Source organism: Nocardia ninae NBRC 108245 (genome assembly GCF_007990755.1).
Classification (GTDB): domain Bacteria; phylum Actinomycetota; class Actinomycetes; order Mycobacteriales; family Mycobacteriaceae; genus Nocardia; species Nocardia ninae.
The window spans coordinates 36,483-62,051 of record NZ_BJXA01000053.1 but is presented as its reverse complement, the minus strand read 5'-3'; the positions used below and the strand labels follow the sequence as shown (position 1 = coordinate 62,051).

At 67.8% G+C, this 25,569-nt stretch carries 22 protein-coding genes and 2 pseudogenes; 11 read left to right on the top strand and 13 right to left on the bottom strand.

From position 1 onward, the window contains the following. The 3 genes and pseudogenes from NN4_RS45255 to NN4_RS30125 form a co-directional block, all read left to right on the top strand. Positions 1 to 444, top strand: a pseudogene (locus tag NN4_RS45255) (hypothetical protein); the annotation flags it as partial. Positions 445 to 571: 127 nt separating this feature from the next. Further along, a complete protein-coding gene (locus NN4_RS30130; RefSeq protein WP_135230881.1) occupies positions 572 to 859 on the top strand; it encodes a response regulator transcription factor in 288 nt (95 codons plus the stop codon). Positions 860 to 1,174: 315 nt separating this feature from the next. Continuing rightward, positions 1,175 to 1,723, top strand: coding sequence for a hypothetical protein (locus NN4_RS30125; protein ID WP_147138614.1), 549 nt, complete (start codon positions 1,175 to 1,177; stop codon positions 1,721 to 1,723). Here the strand turns inward: NN4_RS30125 and NN4_RS30120 are convergent. After that, entirely contained in the window at positions 1,616 to 2,737 is a 1,122-nt protein-coding gene (locus tag NN4_RS30120; RefSeq protein WP_147138611.1) for an esterase/lipase family protein, read from the bottom strand. The two genes, NN4_RS30125 and NN4_RS30120, sit on opposite strands and share 108 nt — an antisense overlap. A gap of 414 nt (positions 2,738 to 3,151) precedes the next feature. After that, positions 3,152 to 4,357, bottom strand: a complete 1,206-nt coding sequence (locus NN4_RS30115; protein WP_147138609.1) for an esterase/lipase family protein — start codon at positions 4,355 to 4,357, stop codon at positions 3,152 to 3,154. 390 nt (positions 4,358 to 4,747) lie between these two features. Here NN4_RS30115 and NN4_RS30110 point away from each other — a divergent pair, with 390 nt between their 5' ends. Together NN4_RS30110 and NN4_RS30105 are read left to right on the top strand one after the other, a co-directional pair. After that, positions 4,748 to 5,383 (top strand): YdcF family protein, encoded by a 636-nt coding sequence (locus NN4_RS30110; protein WP_147138607.1) that lies wholly within the window; start codon positions 4,748 to 4,750, stop codon positions 5,381 to 5,383. Between the two features lie 14 nt (positions 5,384 to 5,397). Then, entirely contained in the window at positions 5,398 to 6,411 is a 1,014-nt protein-coding gene (locus NN4_RS30105; RefSeq protein ID WP_186818703.1) for a fused (3R)-hydroxyacyl-ACP dehydratase subunits HadA/HadB, read from the top strand. A gap of 8 nt (positions 6,412 to 6,419) precedes the next feature. On the opposite strand, the gene NN4_RS30100 is transcribed toward NN4_RS30105, so the two are convergent. From NN4_RS30100 to NN4_RS30085, 4 genes are all read right to left on the bottom strand, one after another. Further along, on the bottom strand, positions 6,420 to 7,454 hold the full coding sequence (locus NN4_RS30100) for an LLM class flavin-dependent oxidoreductase (protein ID WP_147138602.1): 1,035 nt from the start codon (positions 7,452 to 7,454) through the stop codon (positions 6,420 to 6,422). A 130-nt stretch (positions 7,455 to 7,584) separates the two neighbouring features. Then, positions 7,585 to 8,604, bottom strand: a complete 1,020-nt coding sequence (locus tag NN4_RS30095) for an alpha/beta hydrolase (protein WP_147138600.1) — start codon at positions 8,602 to 8,604, stop codon at positions 7,585 to 7,587. Continuing rightward, complete coding sequence (locus tag NN4_RS30090; protein WP_147138599.1) at positions 8,601 to 9,551, bottom strand: acyl-ACP desaturase; 951 nt, start codon at positions 9,549 to 9,551, stop codon at positions 8,601 to 8,603. Before NN4_RS30090 ends, NN4_RS30095 begins: the two co-directional genes overlap by 4 nt. Positions 9,552 to 9,601: 50 nt before the next feature. Next, complete coding sequence (locus tag NN4_RS30085; protein WP_246181164.1) at positions 9,602 to 10,573, bottom strand: RsbRD N-terminal domain-containing protein; 972 nt, start codon at positions 10,571 to 10,573, stop codon at positions 9,602 to 9,604. A gap of 537 nt (positions 10,574 to 11,110) precedes the next feature. On the opposite strand from NN4_RS30085, the pseudogene NN4_RS30080 reads away from it, so the two are divergent. Next, positions 11,111 to 12,659 (top strand): annotated as a pseudogene (locus NN4_RS30080) (acyl-CoA carboxylase subunit beta). A gap of 62 nt (positions 12,660 to 12,721) precedes the next feature. Here the strand turns inward: NN4_RS30080 and NN4_RS30075 are convergent. From NN4_RS30075 to NN4_RS30050, 6 genes are all read right to left on the bottom strand, one after another. Next, positions 12,722 to 13,306 carry an Rv1733c family protein gene (locus NN4_RS30075; protein WP_147138596.1) on the bottom strand — a complete coding sequence of 195 codons (585 nt, stop codon included), beginning with the start codon at positions 13,304 to 13,306 and terminating at the stop codon, positions 12,722 to 12,724. Then, entirely contained in the window at positions 13,303 to 13,947 is a 645-nt protein-coding gene (locus tag NN4_RS30070; protein WP_147138594.1) for a TetR/AcrR family transcriptional regulator, read from the bottom strand. Before NN4_RS30070 ends, NN4_RS30075 begins: the two co-directional genes overlap by 4 nt. A 196-nt stretch (positions 13,948 to 14,143) precedes the next feature. Continuing rightward, a complete protein-coding gene (locus NN4_RS30065; RefSeq protein ID WP_147138593.1) occupies positions 14,144 to 15,091 on the bottom strand; it encodes a Sco1979 family transcriptional regulator in 948 nt (315 codons plus the stop codon). A 141-nt stretch (positions 15,092 to 15,232) separates the two neighbouring features. After that, the gene (locus NN4_RS30060) at positions 15,233 to 16,300 is read right to left on the bottom strand and encodes a fused (3R)-hydroxyacyl-ACP dehydratase subunits HadA/HadB (RefSeq protein WP_147138591.1); all 1,068 of its coding nucleotides are present in this window, start codon (positions 16,298 to 16,300) and stop codon (positions 15,233 to 15,235) included. A gap of 213 nt (positions 16,301 to 16,513) precedes the next feature. Continuing rightward, positions 16,514 to 17,938: a lipase family protein gene (locus tag NN4_RS30055; RefSeq protein WP_246181163.1), complete on the bottom strand. Its 1,425-nt coding sequence runs from the start codon at positions 17,936 to 17,938 to the stop codon at positions 16,514 to 16,516. 223 nt (positions 17,939 to 18,161) lie between these two features. Further along, complete coding sequence (locus tag NN4_RS30050) at positions 18,162 to 19,406, bottom strand: lipase family protein (protein WP_186818702.1); 1,245 nt, start codon at positions 19,404 to 19,406, stop codon at positions 18,162 to 18,164. Positions 19,407 to 19,686: 280 nt separating this feature from the next. Here NN4_RS30050 and NN4_RS30045 point away from each other — a divergent pair, with 280 nt between their 5' ends. Next, positions 19,687 to 19,929 carry a hypothetical protein gene (locus tag NN4_RS30045; RefSeq protein ID WP_107656518.1) on the top strand — a complete coding sequence of 81 codons (243 nt, stop codon included), beginning with the start codon at positions 19,687 to 19,689 and terminating at the stop codon, positions 19,927 to 19,929. A 102-nt stretch (positions 19,930 to 20,031) separates the two neighbouring features. Here the strand turns inward: NN4_RS30045 and NN4_RS30040 are convergent, their stop codons facing one another. Then, entirely contained in the window at positions 20,032 to 21,159 is a 1,128-nt protein-coding gene (locus NN4_RS30040; RefSeq protein ID WP_246181162.1) for an alpha/beta hydrolase, read from the bottom strand. Between the two features lie 209 nt (positions 21,160 to 21,368). Here NN4_RS30040 and NN4_RS46340 point away from each other — a divergent pair, with 209 nt between their 5' ends. From NN4_RS46340 to NN4_RS30020, 4 genes are all read left to right on the top strand, one after another. Continuing rightward, positions 21,369 to 21,917 carry a DUF2599 domain-containing protein gene (locus tag NN4_RS46340; RefSeq protein ID WP_246181161.1) on the top strand — a complete coding sequence of 183 codons (549 nt, stop codon included), beginning with the start codon at positions 21,369 to 21,371 and terminating at the stop codon, positions 21,915 to 21,917. A 34-nt stretch (positions 21,918 to 21,951) separates the two neighbouring features. Beyond that, positions 21,952 to 22,647, top strand: a complete 696-nt coding sequence (locus NN4_RS30030; protein WP_147138589.1) for an SDR family oxidoreductase — start codon at positions 21,952 to 21,954, stop codon at positions 22,645 to 22,647. 30 nt (positions 22,648 to 22,677) lie between these two features. Next, the gene (locus tag NN4_RS30025; protein WP_107656517.1) at positions 22,678 to 22,977 is read left to right on the top strand and encodes a putative quinol monooxygenase; all 300 of its coding nucleotides are present in this window, start codon (positions 22,678 to 22,680) and stop codon (positions 22,975 to 22,977) included. A 155-nt stretch (positions 22,978 to 23,132) separates the two neighbouring features. Beyond that, positions 23,133 to 23,504, top strand: a complete 372-nt coding sequence (locus NN4_RS30020) for a hypothetical protein (protein ID WP_147138588.1) — start codon at positions 23,133 to 23,135, stop codon at positions 23,502 to 23,504. Positions 23,505 to 25,569: the final 2,065 nt, after the last annotated feature.

The following is a 25,569-nucleotide window of genomic DNA, read 5'->3' as shown; positions in this document are numbered from 1 at the left end:
GCCGCACGGCCGCTGCTCGAGATCATCGCGTCCGGGCGCGAACTCACCGCACCGGAGCAGGCCGAGTGCAAGCTGGTCGAGGCGGAGTTGCGCGACGACATCCTGGGTGGTCTGATGATCGATGGCTCGGTCGGCACCGCGGCACGCTACGCGCGCCAGCGCGGGGTGACGGTGGTGCTCGACGACGGCGGCGGGCTGGACGAGGTCGACACCGACCTCCGACAACAGGTGCGCACCGTCTTACGCGACGCGCTCGACTATGCCGACGGCGGCACGGTCACGGCCCGGATACTGCCGCCGGGCCGCGCGACGCTCGCCTCGATTCTGTTGCGCGACAACGGCGAACTGCGCATCGAGGTGCAGGCCGACGGCGCGATACGGTCCGACCTGGACGATCGCCAACTCGTTCGCGACGCGAAGCAAGACCCCAGACCTGCGGGCTGAAAGCTGGGGAATTCCCAGAAGCCACCGCGGATCGTATATTCAGTGGGCACATCGGTTATTGGTCTGCAACCTTCGGGGAGGTGCGGCACCGGCGCCGACTTGATACTGCACGAAGCGGGAAATACAGATGCACTCCATCGTTCCGGATCCCCGATCTCAACCGACCCCGAACCCGATCGCCTTGTGGCGCGACCCGCACCTGTCGGCGCGCGAACTCGAAGTACTGGTCGCCTGGGTCAAGTGCGACTCCAAAACCCAAGTGGGCATGCAGCTCTACCTGTCGATCGGTACGGTCAACACCCACATCACCCGCATCCGCGCCAAGTACGCGGCGGTCGACCGGGCGGCCAACACCAAAGCCGCGCTGGTGGCCCGCGCCCTGCAGGACGGTTTGATCACGCTGGATGAGTTGTAGTCGCATTGCGCCACTGTCTTTCGCTCACTTCGACGCTAACATCGCGATAGTCGAAGCGAAGTCATTCGAACAGTGGATGCGGTCCGGTAACCTCCATTACTCCCCGACGACGGTGTCGGACATTTGACCGACAGACAACGATGCGAAATCGTGACATCGTCAGGGTTCGCGGACGGAACAGACCACGGCACTCGGCAAGCACCCTGCCGTCGTGCGAATCGGTTGCGCCCTCGATCTTCTCGGGCATTGCTTGTTCTGGACTCGGTCGCCGGTGCGACACATCGCGACCACACGCGGAAGGTGTGGGCACCTATCGTGAACCGTCGCTATACCTATGAGGTGACCGTCCCCGCCCTCGCGCTGGACGATCTCATCCTCGCGGTGCACGAGGCCGTCGGACAGTCGGGCGGTCGGTCGCCGCGCCGGTGGCGCTACGGCAACGTGGTCGGCATCAGCACCCCGCGGGTGCGCGACCTGCCGCTGGCCACCGTGGATGTCAAGCATTGCGTCGAGCGCCGGGCGATCGCGGCGATCACCGTCACGGTGCACCGCAAGGTCGCCGTCGATGTGATCTTCGCGCTGGACGACATCGTGGCGTCCGCTCAGTTCCACTGCACCACAACGAACTCCGCGATCGCCCTGGCACAGGAGTTGTCCTGGGCCGAGCATCTGGCAACGAAGACCTCGGCAGCGCTCACCGCGAGTGACATCGCGGTCAGGGTGTCCCACGAGTGCCCGAGCGCCGCCGAGTCGGCGTCAGAGGTGCCCGCCGCCGCCGATCAACCACGGGTTGAAGGTGCAGACGAGATCCGGGTGCCCGGCCGGGTCCAGGGCACGCAGGGCGATGGACAGGGCGCGGGGTGAGTACATCATCGTCTGGTGATCGGAGAGGTCTTGTTCGCAACCCTCCTGGAGGGTGACGTTCTGCACCGACGCGTCCCGGCCCGGGCGCAGGAAGGTCAGGTTGTAGGGGGTCATGATCTCGTCGTAGCGGGTGCCGACGATGGTGTAATCGACGCCGGGGACGGTGTCGCCGTTGGCATTGAGCTGGTTGACGAAGTCCGAGCCGATGGTCTGCTCGGCGACCGCGTGGCCGACCACGATCGAGCTGGCGCCCACGATGTCGGCACCGATGTTGTTGATGGCCCGGCCGAGCGCGGCGATACCGTCGATGGTCGAACCGTGATGCGTTGCGCCGTAGGTGATCAGGTTCTGCACCTTGGCCGCGCCGCCCTCGAACTTGGTGTACCAGTTCGCCATCGCGCCACCCTGCGAATACCCGATGACGTCGACGGCGGGCGCGCCGGTGGCGGCCAGTACCCGGTCGACGAAAGTGGCCAGCTGCTTGGCCGAGATCTCGATGTTGCCCGTGCCCATCACGCCCGGCAGCAGCGGCGGCAGGCCGCCGCCCTGCGTCGGATCGGCGCGGCCGTAGTTGAACGCGAAGGTGCAGAAGCCGGCGTCCTTGATCGGCTGGCTCATGAACGCGAAGCTGTTGTAGGCGTTCATCCAAGTGCCGTGCAGCAGCACCACCGGGCGCGGGTGCGCTGCGGTGGGCTTGCAGTTCCAATCGTTGGCGCCGGGCGGCGCGGCGTCCGGGTGGGTGAGACCGTAGCCGAAGGCCGCCAGCCAGGCGGGCAGCACCGGACCGGAACCGACTGTGTCGCTGGCAAATCCGCCGGAGAGACCCGCGCTGAAGCCGTAATCGGCGACGGCGGCGCCCGGTCCGCTCGCGTCGATCCGGTCGGCGATGCGCTGCTCGATCGACGCGTCCGGCGGTGCGGCGTTCGCGCCCGCACCCGCAACACCCATGAGGAGCGCGGAGACGCCGAGCAGCGCCGCCGCCATCGATAATCGACTGGGGGTCTTTCGTTTCATCGACATGCCTTCCTGCGTCGGGCGCAGTGTTCGGGATACACGGAAACGGCACAGTCCGGCACGGGAAGATCCGGGGCGTCTACCCCGAACAAACCCGTGCCGGACGGTGCGACCTACAGGCAAACAGCGACTCATGGAGCGGATATAACCACGCGACCAATGGCACGTAAATTTCATCCAGATTCGGTAAACCTGGTGCAGATTCGGTGAAAGCACAGTGCCCACCGGGCGGCGCGTGCGGTCGCCATCCGGTGGGCACTTTCGCCACGGGCCGAAATTCGCTACGGAACAGAGAGGCGGGGTTGAAGAATCTGTTCTGTGCGCATCGGTCGCGTGACGGTGGCGCATCCGTCGGAACAGGTTCGGAGGGTTGGGGTTCCACCTGTTCGCCGAGATGCACGTCTTGTTGCGGTGCTACAGCTGTCCGCCACCGCCGATCAGCCACGGGTTGAATGTGCACGCCAGGTTGGGGTGGCCCGCCGGGTCCAGTGCCCGCAGCGCGATGGACAGGGCGCGGGGTGAGTACATGATCGTCAAATGATCCGAAACGTCCTGTTCGCAGCCGTCCTGCAGGGTGATGTTCTGTACCGAGGCCCCCGGTCCCGGCCGCAGGAAGGTCAGGTCGTACGGGTTGGTGATCTCGTCGTAGCGGGTGCCGACGATCGTGTAGTCGACGCCGGGAATGGTGTCGCCGTTGGCATTCAGCTGGTTGACGAAATCGGAGCCGATCGTCTGCTGGATACCGGCGTGCCCGACGAAGATCTCGATGAAGCCGAGAATGTCGATGCCGAAGTTGTTGATCGCCCGGCCCAGCGCGCCGATGCCGACCAGGGAGGTGCCGTGATGCGTGGCACCGTAGGTGATCAGGTTCTTCACCTTGTCCGCGCCGCCCTCGAACTTGGTGTACCAGTTCGCCATCGCGCCACCCTGCGAGTGCGCCATGATGTCGACCTCGTCGGCGCCGGTCGCCGCGATCACCCGGTCGACGAAGGTGGCGAGTTGCTCGGCGGAGTCCTGGATGTAGCCGGTGCCCATCACGCCGGGCAGCACCGAGCCGAGACCGCCGCCCTGGACCAGGTTGGACCGGCCGTAATTGAAGGTGAAGGTGCAGAAGCCGGCGTCCTTGATCGGCTGACCCATGTACGCGTAGCCGTTGTAGGCGTTCATCCAGGTGCCGTGCAGCATCACCACGGGGCGTGGGTGCGCGGCGGTGGGCTTGCAGTTCCAGTCGTTGGCGCCGGGCGGCGCGACGTCCGGGTTCATCAAACCGTGGCCGAAGGCGGCCAGCCAGGAGGTCATCGGCGGGCCGTAACCGACTGTGTCGCTGGCGTATCCACCGGACAACCCGGAGCTGCTGCCCGAGCCGCCGTAACAGTTCCCCGAGCCGTTGCCCGAACCCGCGCCGCTGCCGGAATTGCAGGCGGAGCCGGACGCGCTGCCGGATTCGGCGACCGGCGCCGCTTTCCGGCCCGCGGCGATGTAATCGGCCAGAGACTGTTCGGTCGCCGCGGCCGCCGGGTCAGCGCTCGCGCCGACCCCGGCGATGCCCATGATCAGCACCGAGACACCGGTCAGCACCGCCGCCGCGAGCGACGATCGGCCGAAGGTACTTCGTTTCATTGCATGCCTTCCTACGTCGAGCAAGAATTGGTGTCGCAGTGCCGAGGGGGATGCCGTTCGGCGGCACCGAAACTGCGCCAACGCTAAAACCGGGAAGGTCACCGACCGACGGGACAGCGCGGTTACTGGACAGCTCACCAAAGCCGCTGTCGCGGTTAGGTATACGGCACAGTCCGGCCGAGCAAATTAGTCGATGAGGAATGGTCACAGTGTGGCGGCGCGATATTTCCGCGGTCCCACAAAAGGCACGTGCTTTTCTCCGAACCGCGACGGCGCCGGACGGTGAGGTCTACAGACAACAAAAGAATTGTGCGGCGCAGCCGACCGAATAGCCGAGCATGGGTGAACCTTTTCCCGCTGTCCGCAGCCGGCTGATCCTCGGAGCTGCCCATGTTCGCCAATCCTTTTCGCGGACCGTCGTGCCCGGCACGGCGCACCGTACGCACTCTCTTCGGCGCGGTCGCCGTCGCCGCCGCGCTCATCCACTTTCCGGCCGCGCTGGCCGACAGCACCGGCTCGGCCGACAGCGCACTACCGGACATGCTGCGGGCCTTGGTCCCACCCGAGCCGGAACCCCTTCCCGCGCTACACGGTCCGGCGACCGCGATCGTGGTGCTCGGCTACGGCCTGCTGCCCGACGGGTCGATGCGCCCGGAGCTGATCGACCGCCTGCACGCCGGCTTCGTCCAGGCGCTGCTCGCGCCGGCGTCGCCGATCATCGTCACCGGCGGCAATCCACACAACGGCATCACCGAGGCGCGCGCGATGGCGGATTGGTTCGTCGCACACGGCATTGCCGCCGAGCGGATTCATCTGGAGCCGGAGGCGGCGTCGACCGTGCAGAACGCCGAACACTCCGCGCGGATCATGCGGACGATCGGTGCGCGGGACGCGGTGGTGGTCACCTCGGCCGACCATATCGACCGAGCCGTCGGCACCTTCACCGACGCGGGCGTAGCCGTGGTCGGCACGGTGACACCTGATCAGATACCGCCGCTGGCATGGCAATTCGGTCCCGGTTCATAAGGCAGGAGCAAATGATGCGCGACCTTTCCGTCACACCGTCCGACCAGGTCGGTGCCCTGGTGAACCACCGGTACCGGTCGGCGGCCGCCTACGCGATCGACCGGGCGACGATCCGCGAATTCGCCCGCGCGGTACAGGATTACCACCCGGCGCACTGGAGCGCGGACGCGGCCGCCGAGCTCGGTTTCGCCGGACTGCTCGCGCCGGCCACGCTGTCCTCGATGATCCTGAGCCGGGTGCAGCGGGAAATACTGGACACCTTGATCACGGGTTATCCGCCGACCCGGATTCTGCACGCGGACCAGGTTCTCGATCTCGGCAGGCCGCTGGTCGCGGGCGATCGGCTGAGCTGTGACATCTATTTCGAGTCGTTCCGGCATTTCGCCGACTACGACGTGCTGGCGATCAAGAGCGTGCTGATCGATCAGCACGGGGAGACCGTGCAGACCGGTTCGACCGCACTGCTCGCCAGGACCGGGCTCGCCGAGTCGGTGCAGGGCTACTCCCCTATCCGGCCTGGTCCGAAGCCCGGCAACCTCGTCCCGGTGGCCGCGGCCCGCGTAGCCCCGCCGTGTGCGCCACGGATACCCCGTACCGTCATCGATTTCGACACGCTCGCCGTCGGCACCGAACTTCCTTCGCACATTGTGCATCTCTCGCGCGGTGACGTGGTGAATTACGCGAAGGCGGTAGGTGACGCCGAGTCGGCCACCTACGACGAACGGACCGCGACCGGGCTGCCGTCGGTGGTCGCCCCCGGCATGCTGAAACTCGGTCTGGCAGCGGGCTTTCTGAGTTCCTGGCTCGGAGATCCGTCCGCTGTCAGCAGGTTTCGCGCGCAGTTCGCCCACTTCGCGCACTCGCTGCGGGTACCGACGCGCGCGACGAGCGCTATCGAGTTCCGCGGCCGAATCACATCCCTCGATCCGCGCCGTCGCCGGGCCACCATCGCGATCGACGCACGGTCCGACGGTCGCAAACTGTTCGGCTACGCCGCCGCGGAAGTCCGCTTCCCCCTAAATGAATGAGCCGTGGGCTACACCGCCGAGGTTGCGCGAGCGGCGCTCGCCGAGCCGAGCAATCCGGTGAGTCGCGCGAGCCGGCGATGCGACTCCAGCCGGGCCGACCGATCGTAAGTGCTTGTGTGCACCAGGATTTCGTCGGCGCCGGTACTGAGCACCAGCCGCTCCAACTGATCGGCGACCTCGTCCTCGGTGCCGTGCACCTGACCGCGCAGCGAGTCCTCGAAGATGCGCCGTTCCCGGTCCGTCATGGTCATCGCCTCGATCTCGGCGGGCGGGATCAGCGTCGGGAATTCGCCGCGGGTCCGCGAATACGCGTTCGACCACGCCTCGGGCAGCAGCAGCCGGTGCGCCTGCTCGGTGGTATCGGCGATGGCGACCGACCCCGACACCATGACGTACGGGCTCGTGCCCCAGGCGGTGGCGCGGAACTCGGCCCGGTAGCGCTCGATCGCCTCGACCATCCGGTCCTGTCCGCCCACCGCCGCGATCACCAGCGGCAGCCCGAACCGCGCGGCCCGCTCCGCCCCGGAGCCGGTGGCCAGCAGGAACGCCGGAATCCGCAAGCCCTCGGCGGGCCAGCCGTGCACGCCGTTGCGACCGTGGTCGAAGTAGTCGAGCAGCTCGGTCAGCTGGGCGTCGAAATCCTCGGCGTCGCGCTTGTCGTGGCCGAGCGCGCGGCGCACCCCGTCGGTGAAGCCGACCGAGCGGCCGAGGCCCATGTCGATCCGGCCCGGATACAGCGACTCCAGCACGCCGAACTGTTCGGCGACGATCAGCGGCTGATGGTTGGGCAACATCACCCCGCCGGTCCCGATCCGGATGCGTTCGGTCGCCGCCGCGGCCGCCGCGGCGAGCACCGTCGGCGCCGACCCGGCCACACCGGGCACGCTGTGGTGCTCGGACACCCAGAAGCGGTGATACCCCCACTCCTCGGCGAGCCTGGCGAACTCGACCGTGTCGCGCAATGCCGCAGGGTGCGGCTGACCGCGCCGAACGCGCGAGCGGTCCAGGATCGAGAACCGGACGGAGGGAAGTGCCGAGGTCATACCTTTGTCAACGCAACAACCGCCCGCTGATTCCATGCGTCCACAGCACAGCCGCACTCTCTCTCGGGGCCCGCACCGACTCTGAGCGCCCGTAAGCAGTGCGGGACCGAGAAGGCTCCCGGCAACAGCGTCAGTAGAGGGCGGGGGTCAGGAATTCCCATGCCTTCGGGAGTTGGGCTTCGAAGTCGGGCCAGGTGTGCATGCCCGCGGTGTCGTAGTGCACGGCGGCGGGGATGTTCAGCTCGGTCAGCCGTCCGGCGAACCGCTCGGTGCACGAGCGGGCGCCAGCTTCCAGCGCCGCGCCGCCGCCCGCCAGCCGCAACGCCTCGACGAGGGTGGACGACTCCGCGATGGCCACCAGATCGGCGCCGGTCGGCACGCCGGTGGCGGCCGAGAGGTAGATGGCGGTGCCGCGCAACGCTTCCGCGCCGAGCAGGCTGTCGTGTGCCGCCCACTCCGGTGATGTCGGTGGGCCCCAGAGGTTTTCGACATTGCCGCCGCGCGAGGCGACGGTGATCGTGGTGACGGCGCGCCCCAAGGGATCCGCCGTCGAATAGCACCCGCTCATGCCCGCCACGGCGTGGTAGCGCCCCGGATGCCGTTGTGCCAGCATCATGGCCGCCTGCGCGCCCATCGAGACCCCGGCGATGGCGCGGCGGCCGCTGGACCGTAGCAGCGACTCCACGATCGGCGGCAGTTCCTCGGTGAGGAAGGTTTCCCACCGGTTCAGGCCGAGGGCGGTGTCGTGCCGGACCCAGTCGCTGTACATGCTGCCGGTGCCGCCGCCGGTCAGCACCGCGTCCACCGGCTTGTCCGCGAAGAACTCCGCCGCGCCACCCTTGCTCAGCCAGCCCGAGGTGGCCTCGCCGTCGACGCCGTCGAGCAGGTACAACGTGGGGCGCGGTGCCGTGCCGGTGCCGCGCAGCACGTCGACCTCGATCACCCGCCGCATGGCCGCGGACGAAATCCGCAGCCGCTCGCGCTGCGGGCCAACGCTGTCGATCGAGAGCAGCCCGGTCCTGGTCATCGCCGGGTCGACGGCGGGCGGCGGCGCGCTCGCCACGCCCGGAGTGTCGGCCACCGCGGGCACAGCGACCGTCGCGGCGATGACTGCCATCGCCGCCGCGCTGATCGGGCCCCGGAGTCTCATGGTTTCGCGGCGGCTCGTTCTGCCTGTCTGGCCGCCACCCGGTCGCGCTGTTCTTCGAATCGTGTTGCCTTCTCGGCCAATTCGTCGAGGTAGGCGCCGAGCTCGTCGCGGGCTTGTTCACCGTCGCCGGATAGGTCGGTGCGCTCGAACACATCCCACGCCCGCAACACCGGCCGCACCACGACGTCGAGGTGCTGACGCAGGTCGTAGATGCCGTGTTTGGCGAGCACGACCGCGTTGCGGCGGAAGTTCGGCTGGGTGAGGCCGGGCATCTGGAAGCGCGTGACGACGTCGGTGATGGCACGCAGCGTCTCGTTCGGCATCAGGTCGAGAGCCGCGGCGCTGATGTTGCGATAAAAGATCATGTGCAGATTTTCGTCGGCGGCAATCCGTTGCAGCATACGCTCGGCGATGGGTTCATCGCATGCGGTTCCGGTGTTGCGATGGCTTATTCTGGTGGCCAATTCCTGCAGCGTGACATAGGCGACCGAACGCAGGAACTGCTGGCCCTTCACGGGTTTCGCGATACCCGTGGTCATATGCGCCATCCTGGCCTGCTCCAGCAGCACCGGATCGACCGCGCGGGTGACCACCAAATAGTCGCGCATGACTATGGCGTGGCGATTCTCCTCGGCGGTCCAGCGACCGACCCAGGTGCCCCAGGCGCCGTCCAGCGAGAAGGTTTCCGAGATCTCCCGGTGATAGGACGGCAGATTGTCCTCGGTGAGCAGGTTGGTCACCATGGCGGTCCTGGCCACCTCGGTCAGCCTCGATTGACCGGGCTCCCAGTCTATTCCGCCCATGGCGGCGAAATTACGGCCGTCGTCCCACGGCACGTAATCGTGTGGATTCCACGCCTTGGCTTTGCGAATGTGGTCATTGAGCAAACGTTCGGCGACGGGTTCCAGTTCACACAGAATATCGCGATCGGTCAACGCGGTGGTCACACGGACTCCTTATGCTCGGCGCGGCGGAATTCGACCCTAAAGGCGAGACATCAAGCGGAACGACCGATTTCATGATCGTTGGGCGAGGTGACGACGGGAATCGGGACCGGCTGGGCCGGGTCACAATCGGGCGATTCCTGCGGCTCGGCCACCCGGTAGAACCCGGGCGCCCGATCCGCGCCGCGGATACGGTCCAGCAGATCGTGGGTGCGCGCGGCGAGTTCGGGAATGCGCGCGGTGGCGCCGACGGCGACCACCGCGGTCAGCGGCACCTCGGCGGCGTCGCTCAGCATGGCGAGCACCTCGGCGGTCATCGCGGGCGAGCCGATGCGGGCGGGCCGGACATCGGTGGGCACGAGCACGGTGCCGCCCGCCGCGGACAGCAGCGACAAGGCCCGGGAGCCCAGCGGTTTGGCCAGCGCGGACTGCACCCGGCGCAATTTGCGCCGGGCCGCGGCGGCCCCGAGGCCGGGTCTTCGCTCCTCGGGATGGGCCGGAATACTCAGCGCCACCACCTGATACGCCGGTGCGATCGCGATCCCGGTCTGCATCGCCAGGTCGCCCATCGCATGGCCGCCGAGCAAGGCCGACACCAAAGTCTGTGCCGCGGTTTGGTGTTCCCTGGCCACCAGCCGATGTTCGTCGACATAGGCGGTCGACGCTTTGAGCGTCACCATTTCCAGCACGCGCAAGATCAGCTGGGCTCCCGCGACGACGTCGTCGCCCTCGGTGTCCGCCGCAACGAATTCCAGCCCGGCGCGAATTTCGTCGTGATACGCGGCCAGCACGGTTTCCAGTGCGACCCCTTCACGCGCCCAACGCGTTGCGGCACCCGCGATTTCGGGCGGCTCGGCCACCCGCAGCGGCGTCCGCGGCGCGAGCAGCTTCATCGCGGCGACCACACAATCTCGGGTGGTGGCCGTGACCTCGCCCGGCAGACCGGCGCCCGCGTGCCCGGCTAAGTAGTCGAGCAGTTTCGACGCCAAACTCGCGGAACTCGAACTCACCTGCATTGCCGTCATGACTCATGAAGGCTAGCGCCGGATCGTGATCAAATCGGGATACGAGCGCGAAATCGGGGATCTCATCAGTGATCTCGCCACTCATTGGGCGAATTCACAAGCCGCCGAGTGATTTTCGGCACAGCTCACCGACCACCCGGGCATGATTTCGGCGGCGACCGCGCGTTCGGCCCACCGGGGTTTTTCCACCGCAAGGCGGTTGCGCGCACCAAAGAATGTGTGACGCAGCGCCGACCGCGCATTCCGGCGCTGCGTCGGCGTCACCTTAACGTCACCCGGGGGTCTCCGAACAGACATCCGCGCGAACCTCGGGACCACTCATCGGCGGGGCCCGCGCAGACTGGTAACTTGCACAAACACCGTGCCCTCCGCAGGCAGAGCGGGGTGTCCCATACACCGCGAGCGGGCCGGCCAAACCTGTGAGCTGTCCCATCGGATGTGACGAACAACTGTGCAGTAGCTCTCACCACGGATAACATCGAGCGCTGCGCCCCCGTACGGCGACGCTGCAGAGTTTCGAAGGGCAAAACACTACCTATGACCGGTACGCGAGAGAAGCTGGAAGAGCTGCGGGGGATCCTGGAGCTCGCTGAGGAACCCGCCGGCGAAACCGGCATCGCGAAACGCAAGACCAAAGGCATCCCGAGCGCACGGGAGCGGGTGCGCGCGCTGCTCGACCCGGGCAGCTTCGTGGAGATCGGCGCGCTGATGCGCCAAACGGCGCAACCGGGCGCCATGTACGGCGACGGCGTGGTGACCGGCCGCGGCCGCATCGACGGCAGGCCCGTCGTGGTGATCGCGCACGATCAGACCGTGCACGGCGGTTCGGTCGGTGAGATGTTCGGCCGCAAGGTCGCCACCGCGATGGAGTTCGCCTACGAGAACGCCTGCCCGGTGGTGGCGATCAACGACTCCGGCGGCGCCCGTATCCAGGACGCGGTCACCTCACTGGCCTGGTACGCCCTGATGTGCCGGCGCCAGGGCGACATGTCCGGCTATGTGCCGCAGGTGGCCATCATGCTCGGCAAGTGCGCGGCCGGTTCGGTGTACGGCCCGGTCAATATGGACGTGCTGGTCGCCACCGAGAAGTCGTACATGTTCGTCACCGGCCCCGAGGTCACCAGGGAGGTGACCGGCGCCGACGTGAGCCGCGGACGAGCTGGGCGGCGCCGCGGCGCTGGCCCGCAACGGCACGGTGCACCATGTCGCGCCCGACGAGCAGGCCGCCTTCGACTGGGTGCGCAGCTACCTGAGCTTCCTGCCGTCGAGCTGCCTGGAGCTGCCGCCGGTGGTGAACCCCGGCCTGGAGCCGGAGGTGACCAGCCACGACCTGGAACTGAATTCGATCATCCCGGATTCGGACAAGGTCGGCTACGACATGCACGAGATCCTCGTGCGGATCTTCGACGACGGCGACTTCCACGAGATGGGCGCGGCCACCGCGCAGAACCTGATCACCGGTTTCGCCAGGGTCGACGGCCGCAGCGTCGGCGTCGTCGCCAATCAGCCGCAGGTGCTCGGCGGCGCGCTCGACGCGCAGTGCTCGGACAAGGCCACCCATTTCATCCGCCTGTGCGACGCCTACGGGCTGCCCCTCGTGTTCGTGGTCGACACCCCCGGCGTGCTGCCGGGCATCGAGGAGGAGCGCAGCGGGGTGATCAAGCGCGGCGGCCGCTTCTTCCGCGCGGTCATCGAGGCGACCGTGCCGATCGTGACGGTGGTGACCCGCAAGGCCTACGGCGGCGGCTACGCGGTGATGGGCTGCAAGCAGCTCGGCGCCGATATCAGCCTGGCCTGGCCGACCGCCCGGATCGCGGTGATGGGCGCCGAGAGCATGGTCGGCATCGTCGGCCGCAGGCAGCTCGAGGCCGCCCCGGTCGATCAGCGGGCGACGGTGCGCCAGCAGATGATCGACTTCTACAACGCCACCATGGCCACGCCGTGGATCGCCGCCGAACGCGGCTACATCGACGCGGTTATCGAACCGTCGCAGACGCGGCTGGAGATTCGTAAGGCCCTGCGGTTGCTGCGCGACAAGAACACCGCCAAGCCGAATCCGCGCAAGCACAGCCTCTTGCCGGTGTAGTCGAGCACGTCCGGTTGCGTTGTGTCACAACGCGACCGGACGCTGCCAGTGACGTATTCGAGTCAGCTGTGGCTACCCCAGCGCAGATCCGCTGTCGCCCACTCCATTTCCCACATCCGCAGCCGCCTGCGGTCGAGGCTGCTGCGCAGCGTGCAGTAGCAGCCGGCCGCCACGGCCATGGTGCCGAGCACCGCGCCGGTGGTGAACAGCACCGCCTTGCTGAGCGCCTGGCTCGGCGACGGCGGTTCGACGATCTTGCCCGCGCTGTTGCGCCAAATGGTCACGGCCTGACCGGGTTGCACGACGGTGGTCGATTGGTAGTCCTCGTTGTGCACCACGCCGTCGGCGTCGGTCCACCGGACCTTGGCGGGCATGATCGGCGCGTACAGCGGCGCCTTGCCGGTCTCGGTCACCGTCGCCTCGATCCGCTGCAGCTGTGCCGTTTTCGCCTGCACCACAGCGGTTTCAGTGTGATAGACCCGCGCGCCCACCGTCATCACCAGCACCGGAACGAGTATCAGGAACACCAGCGCCAGGGCTACCCCCACCATGGTCTGCACGCGGTCTTCTCTGCGCCGCATGGGATTTCGGTCCAGTCCGACGCGACGGCACGTCCTGCGATACATATTCACCGACCCTGTGGTCATGATGGTGACTCCTCGGTCCGGAATTCGGTGGTGAGTGCGACGAGTGTGTCGAAATATCCCTCGATGAGGTCGGGCAGGCCGCTCGGATCGTCGCCGGCGGCCCAGGTCTGCAAGGCCGAGATCAGCAGGCCCGCACCCGCGGCCACCGCGGTGGCCGGGCGCAGGTCCCGCTCCGGGTCGACGCCGAGCCGGGCGGCAATGATCCGCACCGATTCTCGCTGACCTTCGATGCGGATGCGCTGATATCCGGCGAAAAGTTCGGGTTCTTCCTCGAAGCGCTGGAACAGCGCCCAGCGCCTGGCCAGCAGCGCGGCGCGTTCGCCGCCGTATTCGGCGTCGAACCAGTCGTGCACCGCGTTGCGGTAGGCGACCAGCGGCGATTCGTCCGCCGGCCGGCGGCACAGCGCCTCGTTGAACAGGTGGACGTCTTGGTCGACATCGCCGAGGATCGCCTCCGCGATGGACGTGAAATGCCGACTGAAGGTGCGCCGGGTGACGCCGGCCCGCACCGCGATGTCCTCGACGGCCACCGCGCCGAGCCCCCGCTCGGTGAGCAGCTCGAAGGCCGCACGCGACAGCGCTTCCCGGCTGCGCCTGGTCCGCAGCCTGCGGCCATCGAGATCGACACCGGTGTCGCTCATAATGTCACTTTACCACCTTATTGTCCCAGTGGGACAATACTTCGCGCCCTGCGAGGACTCGGTTTCGGGGTCACTCGGACCGACCCCGGCCGAGCGCGCTACAGAGCGCGAACGTCCAGTCTTTTCGAGTATCGGGTGCCCAATTCGGCTCGGCCGAATCCACTTCGGCCGAGCGGAATCACGTGACGAAATGCCGTCAGACCCGGCGGGTACCGGCTGGCTGATCGAGGATCGGCGGCTGACGGCGGCGCAGCGCTTCCAGCAGCGAGACGGTGTACTCCGGCGGCGCGGCGTGCACCGAAAGTTGGTTGGCCACGGCGCGATACGCGTCCACGTCGGCCTGCTTGTCCAGGTACAGCGCACTGGTGAGCTGCTGGAGATAGACGATGTCGGGCAGGTCGGACTCGGCGAAGCGGAGCATGGTGAACGCGCCGTCGGCGAGCGCGGGTCCGCCGACATGGTCGGCCAGCACCTGGACGGTGATGTTGCGCTTCTCGACGACCTTCAGCAGATGATTGATCTGCGCGTTCCACACCGCGGAACCGCCGATGGGCCTGCGCAACGCCGCTTCCTCCACGATCACCCAGAGCTGCGGCGGCTGCGGCCGGTCCAGAATCTCTTGGCGGCGCATGCGCAGCGCGACCCGGCGCTCGATATCGGGCTGTAGCTCGCCCGAGTGGGCCAGCGACAGCAGCGCGCGGGCGTACTCCGGGGTCTGCAAGAGTTCGGGCACCGCGCGCGGTTCATAGGCGCGAACCAGCGTTGCCGCCTGTTCGAGACCCAGGTAGGTGTCGTACCACTTGGGTAGCCAGTCGTTGTCGCGGTGCCACCAGCCCGACTGATTGCCCTGCCGCGCCAGCTCCAGGAATTCCTCACGCTCGGTGGGGTCGGTGACCCCGTAGAGGTCGAGCAGATCGGTCAGATCCCGCACCCGGAAACCGGTGCGGCCGAGCTCCAACCTGCTGATCTTCGAGTGCGAGCCGCGAATGGCCTCGCCCGCGTCCTCGCGGGTCATCCCGCAGGCCTCACGGAGTTTGCGCAGCCTGCTGCCGAGCATCATGCGCAGCACCGTCGGCGCGCCCGTCGGAACTGCCCCACCGATCAGCGGGGATTCAGCCGACTGACGCACCTCCGAAGGACGCATAGATCGAGTCTGCCATGCGAAGCTTGTCTGTTTCTACTGACCAAAGACCCTGTGCCCGGCTCTGGGCCCTCGATACAGGGTCGGCTCGGAATGGATACAGCACCAGCTCAATGGATACAGGCACCGGCTCAGGACGCGGGATCAGCGCAGCGCGACCTCGGCCGTCGCGCGACCGAACAGCTTGCGGCCGTCGCAGGTGGCGGTGAGGGCAACGGTCGCGGTCCGCCGTTCCGGGTCGAGCGACTTGATCTTGCCCCGGAATTCGATGGCACTCGACTTGGTCGCCGCGACCGGCGCGAACCCGGCGAACCGCACGCCGTAGCTGGTGACCGCGGCGGGATCGCCGAGCCACGAGGTCAGATACCCCGCGCCGAGACCCATCGTCAGCAGCCCGTGCGACACCACGTCCGGCAGGCCCGCACTGCGCGCGACCGCGTCGCTGAAGTGGATCGGATTCGAATCACCGGACACGCCTGCGTAATTCACCAGGTCGCCGCGCGACAGCGGCATCGAGTGCACGGGCAGCTCCATGCCGACGGACAGTTCGTCGAAACTCGGCACGGTGCGCGGGGTCCGCTTGCGGTCGAGCGGGTCGGTGCGCACGGGTTCGTCGAAGCACTCGACCACACCCGCGTCCTCGCCGAGCGAGGTCCGCTGCGTGGCGGCGTCGTGCCGGTCGGCGGTCGACTGGCCGGTCATGATGACGCCGTCGACCGCGGACCGCAGCTCGGTGGCGATATCGACGCCGGTCTGCGCGACGGCGGTCGAGGTCGCGATCTGCAGCAGTTCCTTGTGCTGGTTGGTGAGCACGCTCTTGGTCACCATGAAGTCTTTGTCACCGAACTGCCGGAACGACTCGATGTAGGAGACGCAGTGCAACTGGTCGCCGGCCAGCACCGGACGGTGCACCTCGATGGACTGCTCGGTCTGCAGCACCTGGCCGATGTCGTAGGCGGTGAGCACCGACTCGAACATCTTGCGCTGCATCAACATCAGCACGATCGAGGTGAAGGTCAGCGGCGCGATCAGGGCGTCGTAGCCGAGCTCCGCGGCGGCCGCCTCGTGCCAGTGCGCCGGATGCCGCTCGTGTACGGCACGGGCGAATTCCCGGATCTTCTCGCGCCCTACCTCGTAGTGCTCGGTCATCCGGTAGTGCCGCCCCACCAAGGCCAGGGCCTGTTCGGACGCGGTGGTCGTGATGTCGTTCATCTGCCTCTTTCGAAAAGTCCCGGCGTCGAGCCCGCCCGGACCGGCCCACAATACCGAAACACGGCAGAGTCGAATCGCGCGGGCGGCAAGTCCGGACGTCGCCCAACCGACATCGTGAAAGGGTTGTGGTCGGTCATAGATCGCGACAAACGCGGCAAACGCTAACAGCAATAATTCAGTGGGCTTGACGACGCGCCGGGGTTCCGCAAATCGTCAGCACTCATTCGGTGCGGGTACTCCTTGCAGCCGATCATCGAGCCATAGCATCGCTTCCGGATAACCGAGCCCGCCGGCGATGATGTGCTCGCCGAGGACACTGCGATACACCGAAGGGACGCCGAGCCGGCATTGCTCGAGATAGAGATTGCGCGCACCTTCGGCCGGGATCCAGAATTCCTGCTCGCCGTTGTAGATATACAGCGGCGTGCCCGACTTCATCTCCGCCATCCTGGTCACTCGGTAGATCTCGGACGCGACCTCGGAGTGCAGCGGGTCGGGGATATTGGCGGCTATATCGATCGGCAGCATGAGCAGACCGATCGCGCCGAAGGTGCTGCCGCAGAGGTTCTTCACCGGCGAGGTCGCCACCCACTGCGCCAGATTGTTCATGCGTGCGAGGATCTCCGGGCGCTCCCGGCCGATGCCGAACACCGCGCCCATGAAGATCGCCGAGGCCAGGTTGCCGTTCATGCTGCGCGCCAGGATCTCGTAGTCCGCAGGCACGCCGCCCAGCACCGCGCCGACGATGACGTCCGCCAATTCCGGTGCGTACCCGTCGATCAACTTCACCGCACCGTGCGTGGCGATGGCGCCACCGGAGTAGCCCGCCATGCCGAACTTGCTCGCGCCGAACTCGGCCGGGAGCAGGCCGCGCACCGCGCGGATGCCGTCGAGCACCGCATGGCCTGCGACGAACGGCTCGGCGTAGGCCATCCGCGGGCCCTCGTGATCCGGGATGAGCACCGCGTAGCCACGCAGCGCCGCGACGTAGCTGGTCGGCGGGATGAAATCGGTGACGCTGGTGTCGGGGTTGAGGCCGTGCGCCAGCGTGTATCCGGCCGTGCAGCTGCGGCCGAGTGCGTCGATCGGCAGATTGTTGACCACCACCGGACGAGGCCCCTGCCCCGGCCAGGCCGCGCTCGGCACCACCAGGGTCGCGGTCGCGAAGGAGGGCGCGCCGTGCGCGTCGGTGGTGCGGTACTTGAGCAGTTGCGCGCGCTGGGTCGGCAGCAGCATCAGCGGGGCGGCCGTCGCGGTGATGTCCCTGACCTCGATGACCTGGCCCGGGGCCAGGTCCGCCAGGTCAGCAGGCCAGGCATCGAACATCGGATCACCGATATTCGCTGGCATCGACGCGTCGCGCAAGGCGACCACCGACGGTCCCAAGCTGCTGGCCTGCCAACCGGGCGTGGCCGACTCGGGGGCGGGTGCGATCGGCGGCGGCGGGATGACCTGATCGATCAGCTTCTGCACGCCGGGCAGCAGCGAACCACCGTCCGGCGGTGGCGGGAACAGGCCGGGGAACTCCGGCAACGCGGGCAGACCGGGTGGCGCGGGCAACGGCTCGGCGGCCGCCTGCCCCAGCGTGGTCGGGCAGACGAGCAGCAGTGCCATGGCAATGGCGGGTAAGCATCTCATGGCACACGCCTTTGGGTGCGGACGTCGGGTTCACCTGGCGCGCAGGGAGATGCGACGTGCGCCCCCGAAAGGCCCTGTTGTACCAGACAGTCAGGCTAACCCGCCGTACGCGCTGCGACGCGCCGAAACGACCGAGTTGTGGGTGACACGTAGCCGAACCGCAACAACCGAGCCGAATGCCGCTCGTGGCGAGTCGGGTTCGGCGCGGTTGCTGCGCGTGCTTTCAGCAGTTGTTCGGGGCGGGCTCCCCTCGGAAGCGGGCGTCGAGCCAGTTCAGCGCCGTCGGGATGCCGAGCACCGCCGCGGTGAGATGGTCGGGCACCGGGATCTGTTCGGACTGCACCGCCGCCCCGGCGGCACACCAGCGCTTGGCGGTGTTCACCACCGCGTCGATCGGGATGAGCCCGTCGATCGGCGAATGCCATTCGAACACCGGCGTTTTCGGCACGCCGTCGTAGAGCTCCAGACTGTTCTCCTCCACCACCGCGCGGGCGGTGCTGTCGTTGATCATCGACGTCGACTTCGCGAAGTCCAGCGCGCCCTTGCCCGCACCCGCGGAGAGAATGTCGTTCGTGCAGCTGTTGGCCATCTTCGCGCGGGCGGCGAGGCCACGCTCGTTCAGCTGCTCGCTGAGCGGGAAGCGCTCGGGATACTCGCGTTCCAGACCGAGACCCGCGGCCAGCGCGAGCCCGAACACCGGATGCGAGCCCAGACCGAGGCCCTCCAGCATCTTCACCAGGTTCATCGGCACGCCGCCCATCGCCGCGCCCGCGATATCCAGTTCGGGTGCGTACTTCGGAGCGAGCGCGGCCGCCCACGCGGTGGCCATGCCGCCGCCGGAGTAGCCGACCATCGATACCGGGCTCTGCCGCACTTTCAGTTCGGCCACCTGCTTGACCGCGCGGATGCCGTCGAGGGTGATCTGACCGCCCAGCTTCGCGGCGCCGTAGGCGAAATTCGGGCCGAGGTGATCGGGCAGCGCCACCGTCCAGCCGCGTTGCAACAGCACGTTCCAGCCCGGCGCCTCGCGCACGACGAGATTCGGGTCGTCGGTGTAGAGGACCTTGGAGACCGAGCATTCGGCGCCGAGCCCGTTGATGATGTGCTGGAACGACAGCAGCGGCCCATCCTCGACGTGCGCGCGGGGGGTGAGCACGGTGGTGGTCGCCGCGATCGGTTTGCCCTCGGAGCTGGTGGAACGGAACCGCACGACCGTCACCGTGGTGTCCGGGAAGATCAACAGTGGCGGCATCACCCTGGTCGCGAGGACATCGCCGGGATTCTTGTCGGCGATATCGGCCGGGGTCGAGTAGAAGGGGTCGGGGTCGGGTGCGGGATACAACGGGGAGCCGGTACCGGGTCCGGCCATCGTGGCGACGAGCGCCAGCCCGACGGCCATCGCGCCCAACGCGCGGAACACTCTGTTACGGGTCGCTCCCCTGCCCATAGAACGTAGGGCCTGACTCATCGATAGATGCCTCTCGAATGGGTCCAACGTTGTGACTCATCCTCGGCAATTTCGCCGACGAGCGGCAGAGCGGGGGGAGATCATGTTGAGATCTCACAAGTTTGGAGCGACCGGTCTGTGATGGTTGTCCGCATTCGCTCGTGACACGACCCCACCATCGCGCGGCGGCCCTGTGACATGTCCAGCCAACGAGACGGAACATGTTCCGGTCCATGGCCTGGCCTTACCTTCACAACTACCCGGCGCGGTTGCCGCGCCCGGTCCGGAAGGAGACGGTGGCATGGACGGCACTGTGCGCAGACTGGCTTACCGCGAGAACATCGACGAGGCGCCCACGCGGCGCGTCACCGTCTACTTCGACGGCCCGACTCCCGATGACGCGCTGGTCCTCGAATACGCGGCAAGCAGCACGGAGGCCTGGGAATTCACCTCCGCCGCAGTGCACGCCGGGCTCACGGTGACGGTGGACGGCATGGTGCGGCCCGGGTTACGCCGACTCCCCTGCCGATCGCTCTGGCACTGAACGAATTTCGCTGGGCGGGCGGCGGAAGTCACCGTGTTTCAGCACATTCCGCAGGTCGGCACCGCACGCCAGTCGGCACCGAGTGCAGATTCAAAGGTTCCGCTAGGCCGAATCCAAGACACGATGCAGGAAGGACACCGCATCGGGCAGCGCCGCCCGCGCGGCACCCAGATGATCGCCCGGATAGAGGTGGGTTTCCAGGTCGGTGCCCGACAACCGCAGCTCGGCAAGCAGTTTGGCGGTCAACGGCGGCGGCACCTCCATATCCGTCAGGCCCTGCCCGACGAACAGCGGCAGTGTGTACCCGGCGGTCGGTATCCGCATCATCGCCCGCGCGGCGGCCCACAGCGCCGGATCGTCGAGCGGCTTGGCCAGCATCGCGCCGATCGCGACGTCGGCCAGCCTGGCATTCGCCTCGGTGATGCACTCCGACTCCACCACCCGCAAGGCCTCCTGACCGGCCTCGGTCAGGTAGCTGTCGACGTCGAGTTCCGGTGCGCTCGCGCGCAATCCGGCCAGCAGCATGGCCACGTACGCGGGGGTCTTCTCCAGCGGCAGCCGCGGTATCCACGGGCCGGCCAGCGGGATGAGCAACTCGAGGTTCGACGGCGGACCGGTGGCGGCCGCGCCGCGCAGTTGCAGTTCCGGCGCGTCGGCGGGCGCGAGGTGCGCCGTGAACAACGCGGCTTGCGCGCCCTGCGATTGGCCGAACACCGCCCACTTGGTGCCCAGTTCCGGTGCGATCGCCCGCGCGGCACGGACACCGTCGATCACACTGCGGGCTTGCGAGGGTCCGTCCAGGTAGGGGTGCGTGCCGGGGGTGCCGAGGCCGACGTAGTCCGTGACCATCACCGCGTACCCCGCCCGCAGCAGCTCCGGATACAACGTATCGAGGTAGTACACGCGAGGTTCCAGCGTGAACGCGCACTGATCGGCGATACCGGTTGTGCCGTGCGCGTAGGCGACGATCGGCCAGCCGCCCGGTGGCGGCGTGCCCTCGGGTACGTAGATCACCCCGGTGCTCTGCATCGGTCCGCGTGGTCCGCGCGACCAATAGGTCAGCCGCTCCGCCGTCGCCGCGCCGTCCACCCGGAAACGCCCGGTCAGTTCCACCGAATTCGTCACCGTGCCCGGTGCTTCACCCACTGCCGCCACCGCGGGCGTCGCGAACGCGAGGCCCACCGAGATCACGACCCCGGCCGCCCCCGCCATGATCCGTGTACACATCATCGAACGACTATCCCTATCCGGGTCTCCAGGAGCAAGCCACCACAATCGGTGGCCTAACCGGGGGCAGCATGCCATCCGAGCGAGTGTCACCGGGGTGCGGCCCGGCTCCGCTGCGGTCGGCGAAGACGCCGTAGGTACCGGGCGGTCGCTAGGCTCGGAGGGCGGGGCCGGATCACCGACGGTCCGGACGCGACGCGGAAGGAGCCGGAGTGGGGCAGCCGAATCGGCCGACTCGCGCGTCGCGGCGGTCCGATCTCGCGCGTCAGGCCAGGACGTCGGTGCTGCTGTGTGCCGCACTGCTGCCGACGGCCTGCGGGTCGAATGCCCCGGCCGACCAGGCGGTTGCCACGCCTTCCGTCACGACCTCCGCCCCACTGCCGTCCCGGACGACCACGGCAGCTCCTGGCACCTCCCGGACAGCTGCCACACCCACCGTCGACCCCTACGCAGGGATGCCGCTGATCGACCACGTCGAGTGGACCGACACCGTGGACGGGTCACGGCTGCGCGTCTACCCGACAAACGCCGGACGGCAGACCACTTTTCCGGGCACCGATGAACGCGCCTGGCAGGAAGTGCTGACGGAATCGCCGGACGCGGACACGCCCGGCATGCGTGATCAATTCATCTGTCATTGGATCTGGGCACGATTGGTCGAGCCGAACAAAACGAGTTGGAATTTGGAACCCTGGCGCCCGGCGGTCGGTTATCAAGCCACCGTCGATGCGCGCTGCAACCCGGGTGGCCCCGAACGCTGAGTCCGGGACCGCCCCCGATCGGAAGGACCGACCCATGCGCATTGTCATCGCAGGCGGACACGGAAAGATCGCCCTCCTCCTCGCCGACCTGCTCACCCGCCGCGGCGACGAGGTCGTCGCGCTCATCCGCAATCCCGACCACGCCGCCGACGTGACCGCCGTCGGCGCCGAACCCGCCGTGCTCGACCTGGAGCACGCCGCAACCGCACACCTGATGGATACCGTGAAGGGTTCGGACGCAGTCGTTTTCGCCGCAGGCGCGGGACCGGGCAGCAGCGCCGAACGCAAGTACACTGTCGACAGGGACGGCTCTGTCCGGCTGGCCGACACCGCCGAACGGGCAGGCGTGCGGCGCTTCGTGCAGATCTCCACGATGGGCGCCGGTCAACCTCCCGCACCCGGGAGCGACGACATCTGGGCCGCCTACATCGATGCCAAGACACAGGCCGAAAACGACCTGCGCGAGCGCGTGCTGGACTGGACGATCCTGCGACCGGGGCGCCTGGTCGATACCGCGGGTACCGGACTGGTCACCCTGGCCGCACCCCGCGTTCCGCGCGGCGACATCCCCCGGGCCGACGTGGCCGCCGTGCTGGCCGAACTGCTGCCCGCGACACACACCGCGGGCGCGACACTCGAACTCGTCTCCGGCGACACGGCGATCAGCAGGGCGGTCGCCGAGCTCGCCGCGGGCGTCGTTTCGGAAAATGCTGCCCCCCTTGCCGATTGACCATCCCGTTCTCGTTAGGAGAGAGCAAACTTGTTCAGCCGCATCGTGTCCATGAAAATCCGGGAGGGATCGCGCGCCGACTTCCTCGATGCCATCTCCCGCAGTGCGGTGTCGGCGCTGCGCGACGAGCCGGGTTGTCTGCGCTTCGATGTCTGTGCCGACCGCGTCGATCCGCATCGATTCTTCCTCTACCAGCTATATACCGACGACGAAGCGGCCGAGGCGCACCGTTTCACCGAACATTTTCTGGCCATGCGGGCAGCGGCCGACCGGTATGTAGAACCCGGCACGCAGATTCACTACAGCACAGACGTCCTTTTTGCCAACTGATCGTCTTATTGGGACAACGTGTCAGCAAACTTGCAGACGCCAAATCCCGCACGTGCGCTTGCAAATCGATCGTGCAGATGTACTTGCATCTGAAAGGCACAGCGACCTAAACTCAGTCGCGCAACGCTTTACAGGGGACAACCAGGGGAGGCCGCATGGTCGAGCCGAAGGCCGAAGTCGCCGTGGGTCCGCTGCCGCCAAACGTCAGGGGCGTTCGAATGAACCAACCACTTTCCGCCGGCGGCCGGCTCGGAATAGCCGCCGCCGCACTGGTCGACAAGCCAGCGAACGGTACAAAAATGAGCACACCGTCGGCCCGTAGCGGCCAAAGGAACACCGCGTACTCGCGGGAAACCGCCGTCGCGTTCGTCATCGATGCCGTCGAATCCAAGGGTGCGGCCACCCGACATGACTTCGACATCGACCGGATCGTCACCACGGCGCACGACGTCGTCGACGACTGGGATTTCCATACACTGCAGCCTTCGACGTTCTGGCGGATTGCCTCCAGCTTCATCAGGCAGTAACACTTCCGGGCAGCCCGATGTCCGGCGGACACCGAATTGCCTTGTGCCGCAAGCACTGAGCCACCCTGCTCCACTGGCGATGATCCACCCTCCGGCCCAGGACTTGCGGCACAAGGCATTACGGCCCCACCCCCACCCGAGCCGCCCACTCGCGCCCCCCGGCCTCCACCTCGAGCCGCCGCGCGATCCGCCGAAGTGTGCCGCAGCCCTGGTGAAGGCCCACGAGCCCGCGCCGAGCCACCCAGCGCCCCCGCCCCGTTGCTCAGCGCCCAGGTCCCGTCGTTCGCCGGCACCGCCGAATAGCTAAGAGGCCACGCCGAAGCTGCGCACCCGCGCCCCGCTGCTCCGCGCCCCTGCCGAATCACGCGGCAGCCCTGCCGAGCCACTCAGCGCTCGCGCCTGATTGCGCGGCGCTCCCGAATCATGAGACCCAGCGCCGAGCCGCTCAGCGCTCGCGCTCCATCTCCCAGCGGCACCGCCCCGTTGCGCGCCGCTGCAGATCTGTCGCCCCACCGGCCAGCCGCATCGCACGGCATCGACGCCCAGTTGCGCAGCGCCCCTAGCGAATTGCGCGCCGGACCCGCCGAGCCAGCCAACGTCTCCGGCGAATCGCGCGGCAGCCGAGACCAGTCGCTCGGCACCTCCGCCTGGTTGCGCGGCTCCCCCGCCGAATCATGCGGCCCCAGCGCCGAGTCGTACAGCGCTCGCGCTCCGTTGCGCAGCGGCACCGCCCCGTTGCGCAACGCTTCAGATCTGTCGTCCCATCGGCTCGCCGCATCGCGCGGTACCCACACCCAGTTGCTTAGCGCCCCTAGCGAATTGCGCGACGGCCACGCCCCGAGACCGAGCGCCCCTGCCGAGTTGTCCGGTTCCCCCGGCCGGTTGCCCAGCGACCACGCCCGATTACGCAGGGCCCCCACTCCGCAACTTCGCATAACCCGCACCCTGCTGCTCAGCGCCGGCACCCGATTGCTCAGCGGCCGAGCCAGGCTCTCCCGCGTACCTTGCGCTCGCATCCGAATGCCCAGCGCGCCGGTCGAATTGCGAGGCGGCCGAGCCAAGGTTTCCAGCGGCCGCGCCAAATTGCTAGACCCGGAGGCGAAGTCCCAGCCAGTCCAGCTGGCGCAGTGGTGTCCCGTTGGCCGCGGACGGCATTCGGCAGTGGGACTTGATGGCGGGGCTACTCGATGAATGGCGCCGTGGTGTCCCGTTGGCCGCGGACGGTGTTTGCGGGCGGGACATGGCGGGTGTCCCATTCGGTGGGGGTCGCCGTGGCGTCCAGCGGGCCGCGGATGGTGGTTGCGGGGGCTGAGGATCCACGCCCAATTGGTTAGTGTCCCTATCGAATTGAGCGACGGACCAGGCCAGGCCGGTCAACGCGTCCGGCGAATCGCGCAGCCAAGTTTCAGTGCTGGGTGCCCACGCCGAGTTGCCCCGTTCCCGCGGCCGACTGCTCAGCGCAAACTGCCAGCCGTCCGGCAGCCGCGCCCAGTTGCCCGGCGGCCACCCCCGATTGCGCAGGGCCCCCGCCTTGGAACTCCGCCTAACCTGCGCTCGGTTGCTCGGCGCCCACGCCCGGTTGTTCAGCGGCCCCGGCGAGCTGCCTCGCATACCCGGCGCTCGCATCCGAATGCTCAGCGCGCCGGCGAATTGCGCGCCGGCTGAGCCGAGATGCCCAGCGGCCACGCCGAATTGCCAGCTCCTGTGGCGAAGTCCCGGCCAGCCCAGCTGGCGCAGTGGCGTCCCGTCGGGCACCGACGGCATTCGCGAGTGGGACTTGGGGGCGGGGCCGCTCGACAAATGGCGCTGTGGTGTCCCGTTGGGTGCGGATGGTGTTGGTGGGCGGGACATCGCGGTGGTCCCATTCGGTGGGGGCTGCCGTGGTGTCCCGCTGGCTGCAAATGGTGGTGGCGGCGGCTGAGGGTCGACGTCCAGTTGTTTAGTGTCCCTAGCGAATTGCGCGACGGAACCGGCCCGCCGGTCAACGCGTGCGGCGAATCGCGCAGCCAAGCCTCAGGGCCGAGCGCACCCGCCGAGTTGCCCCGTACCTTCGGTCGGCTGCCCA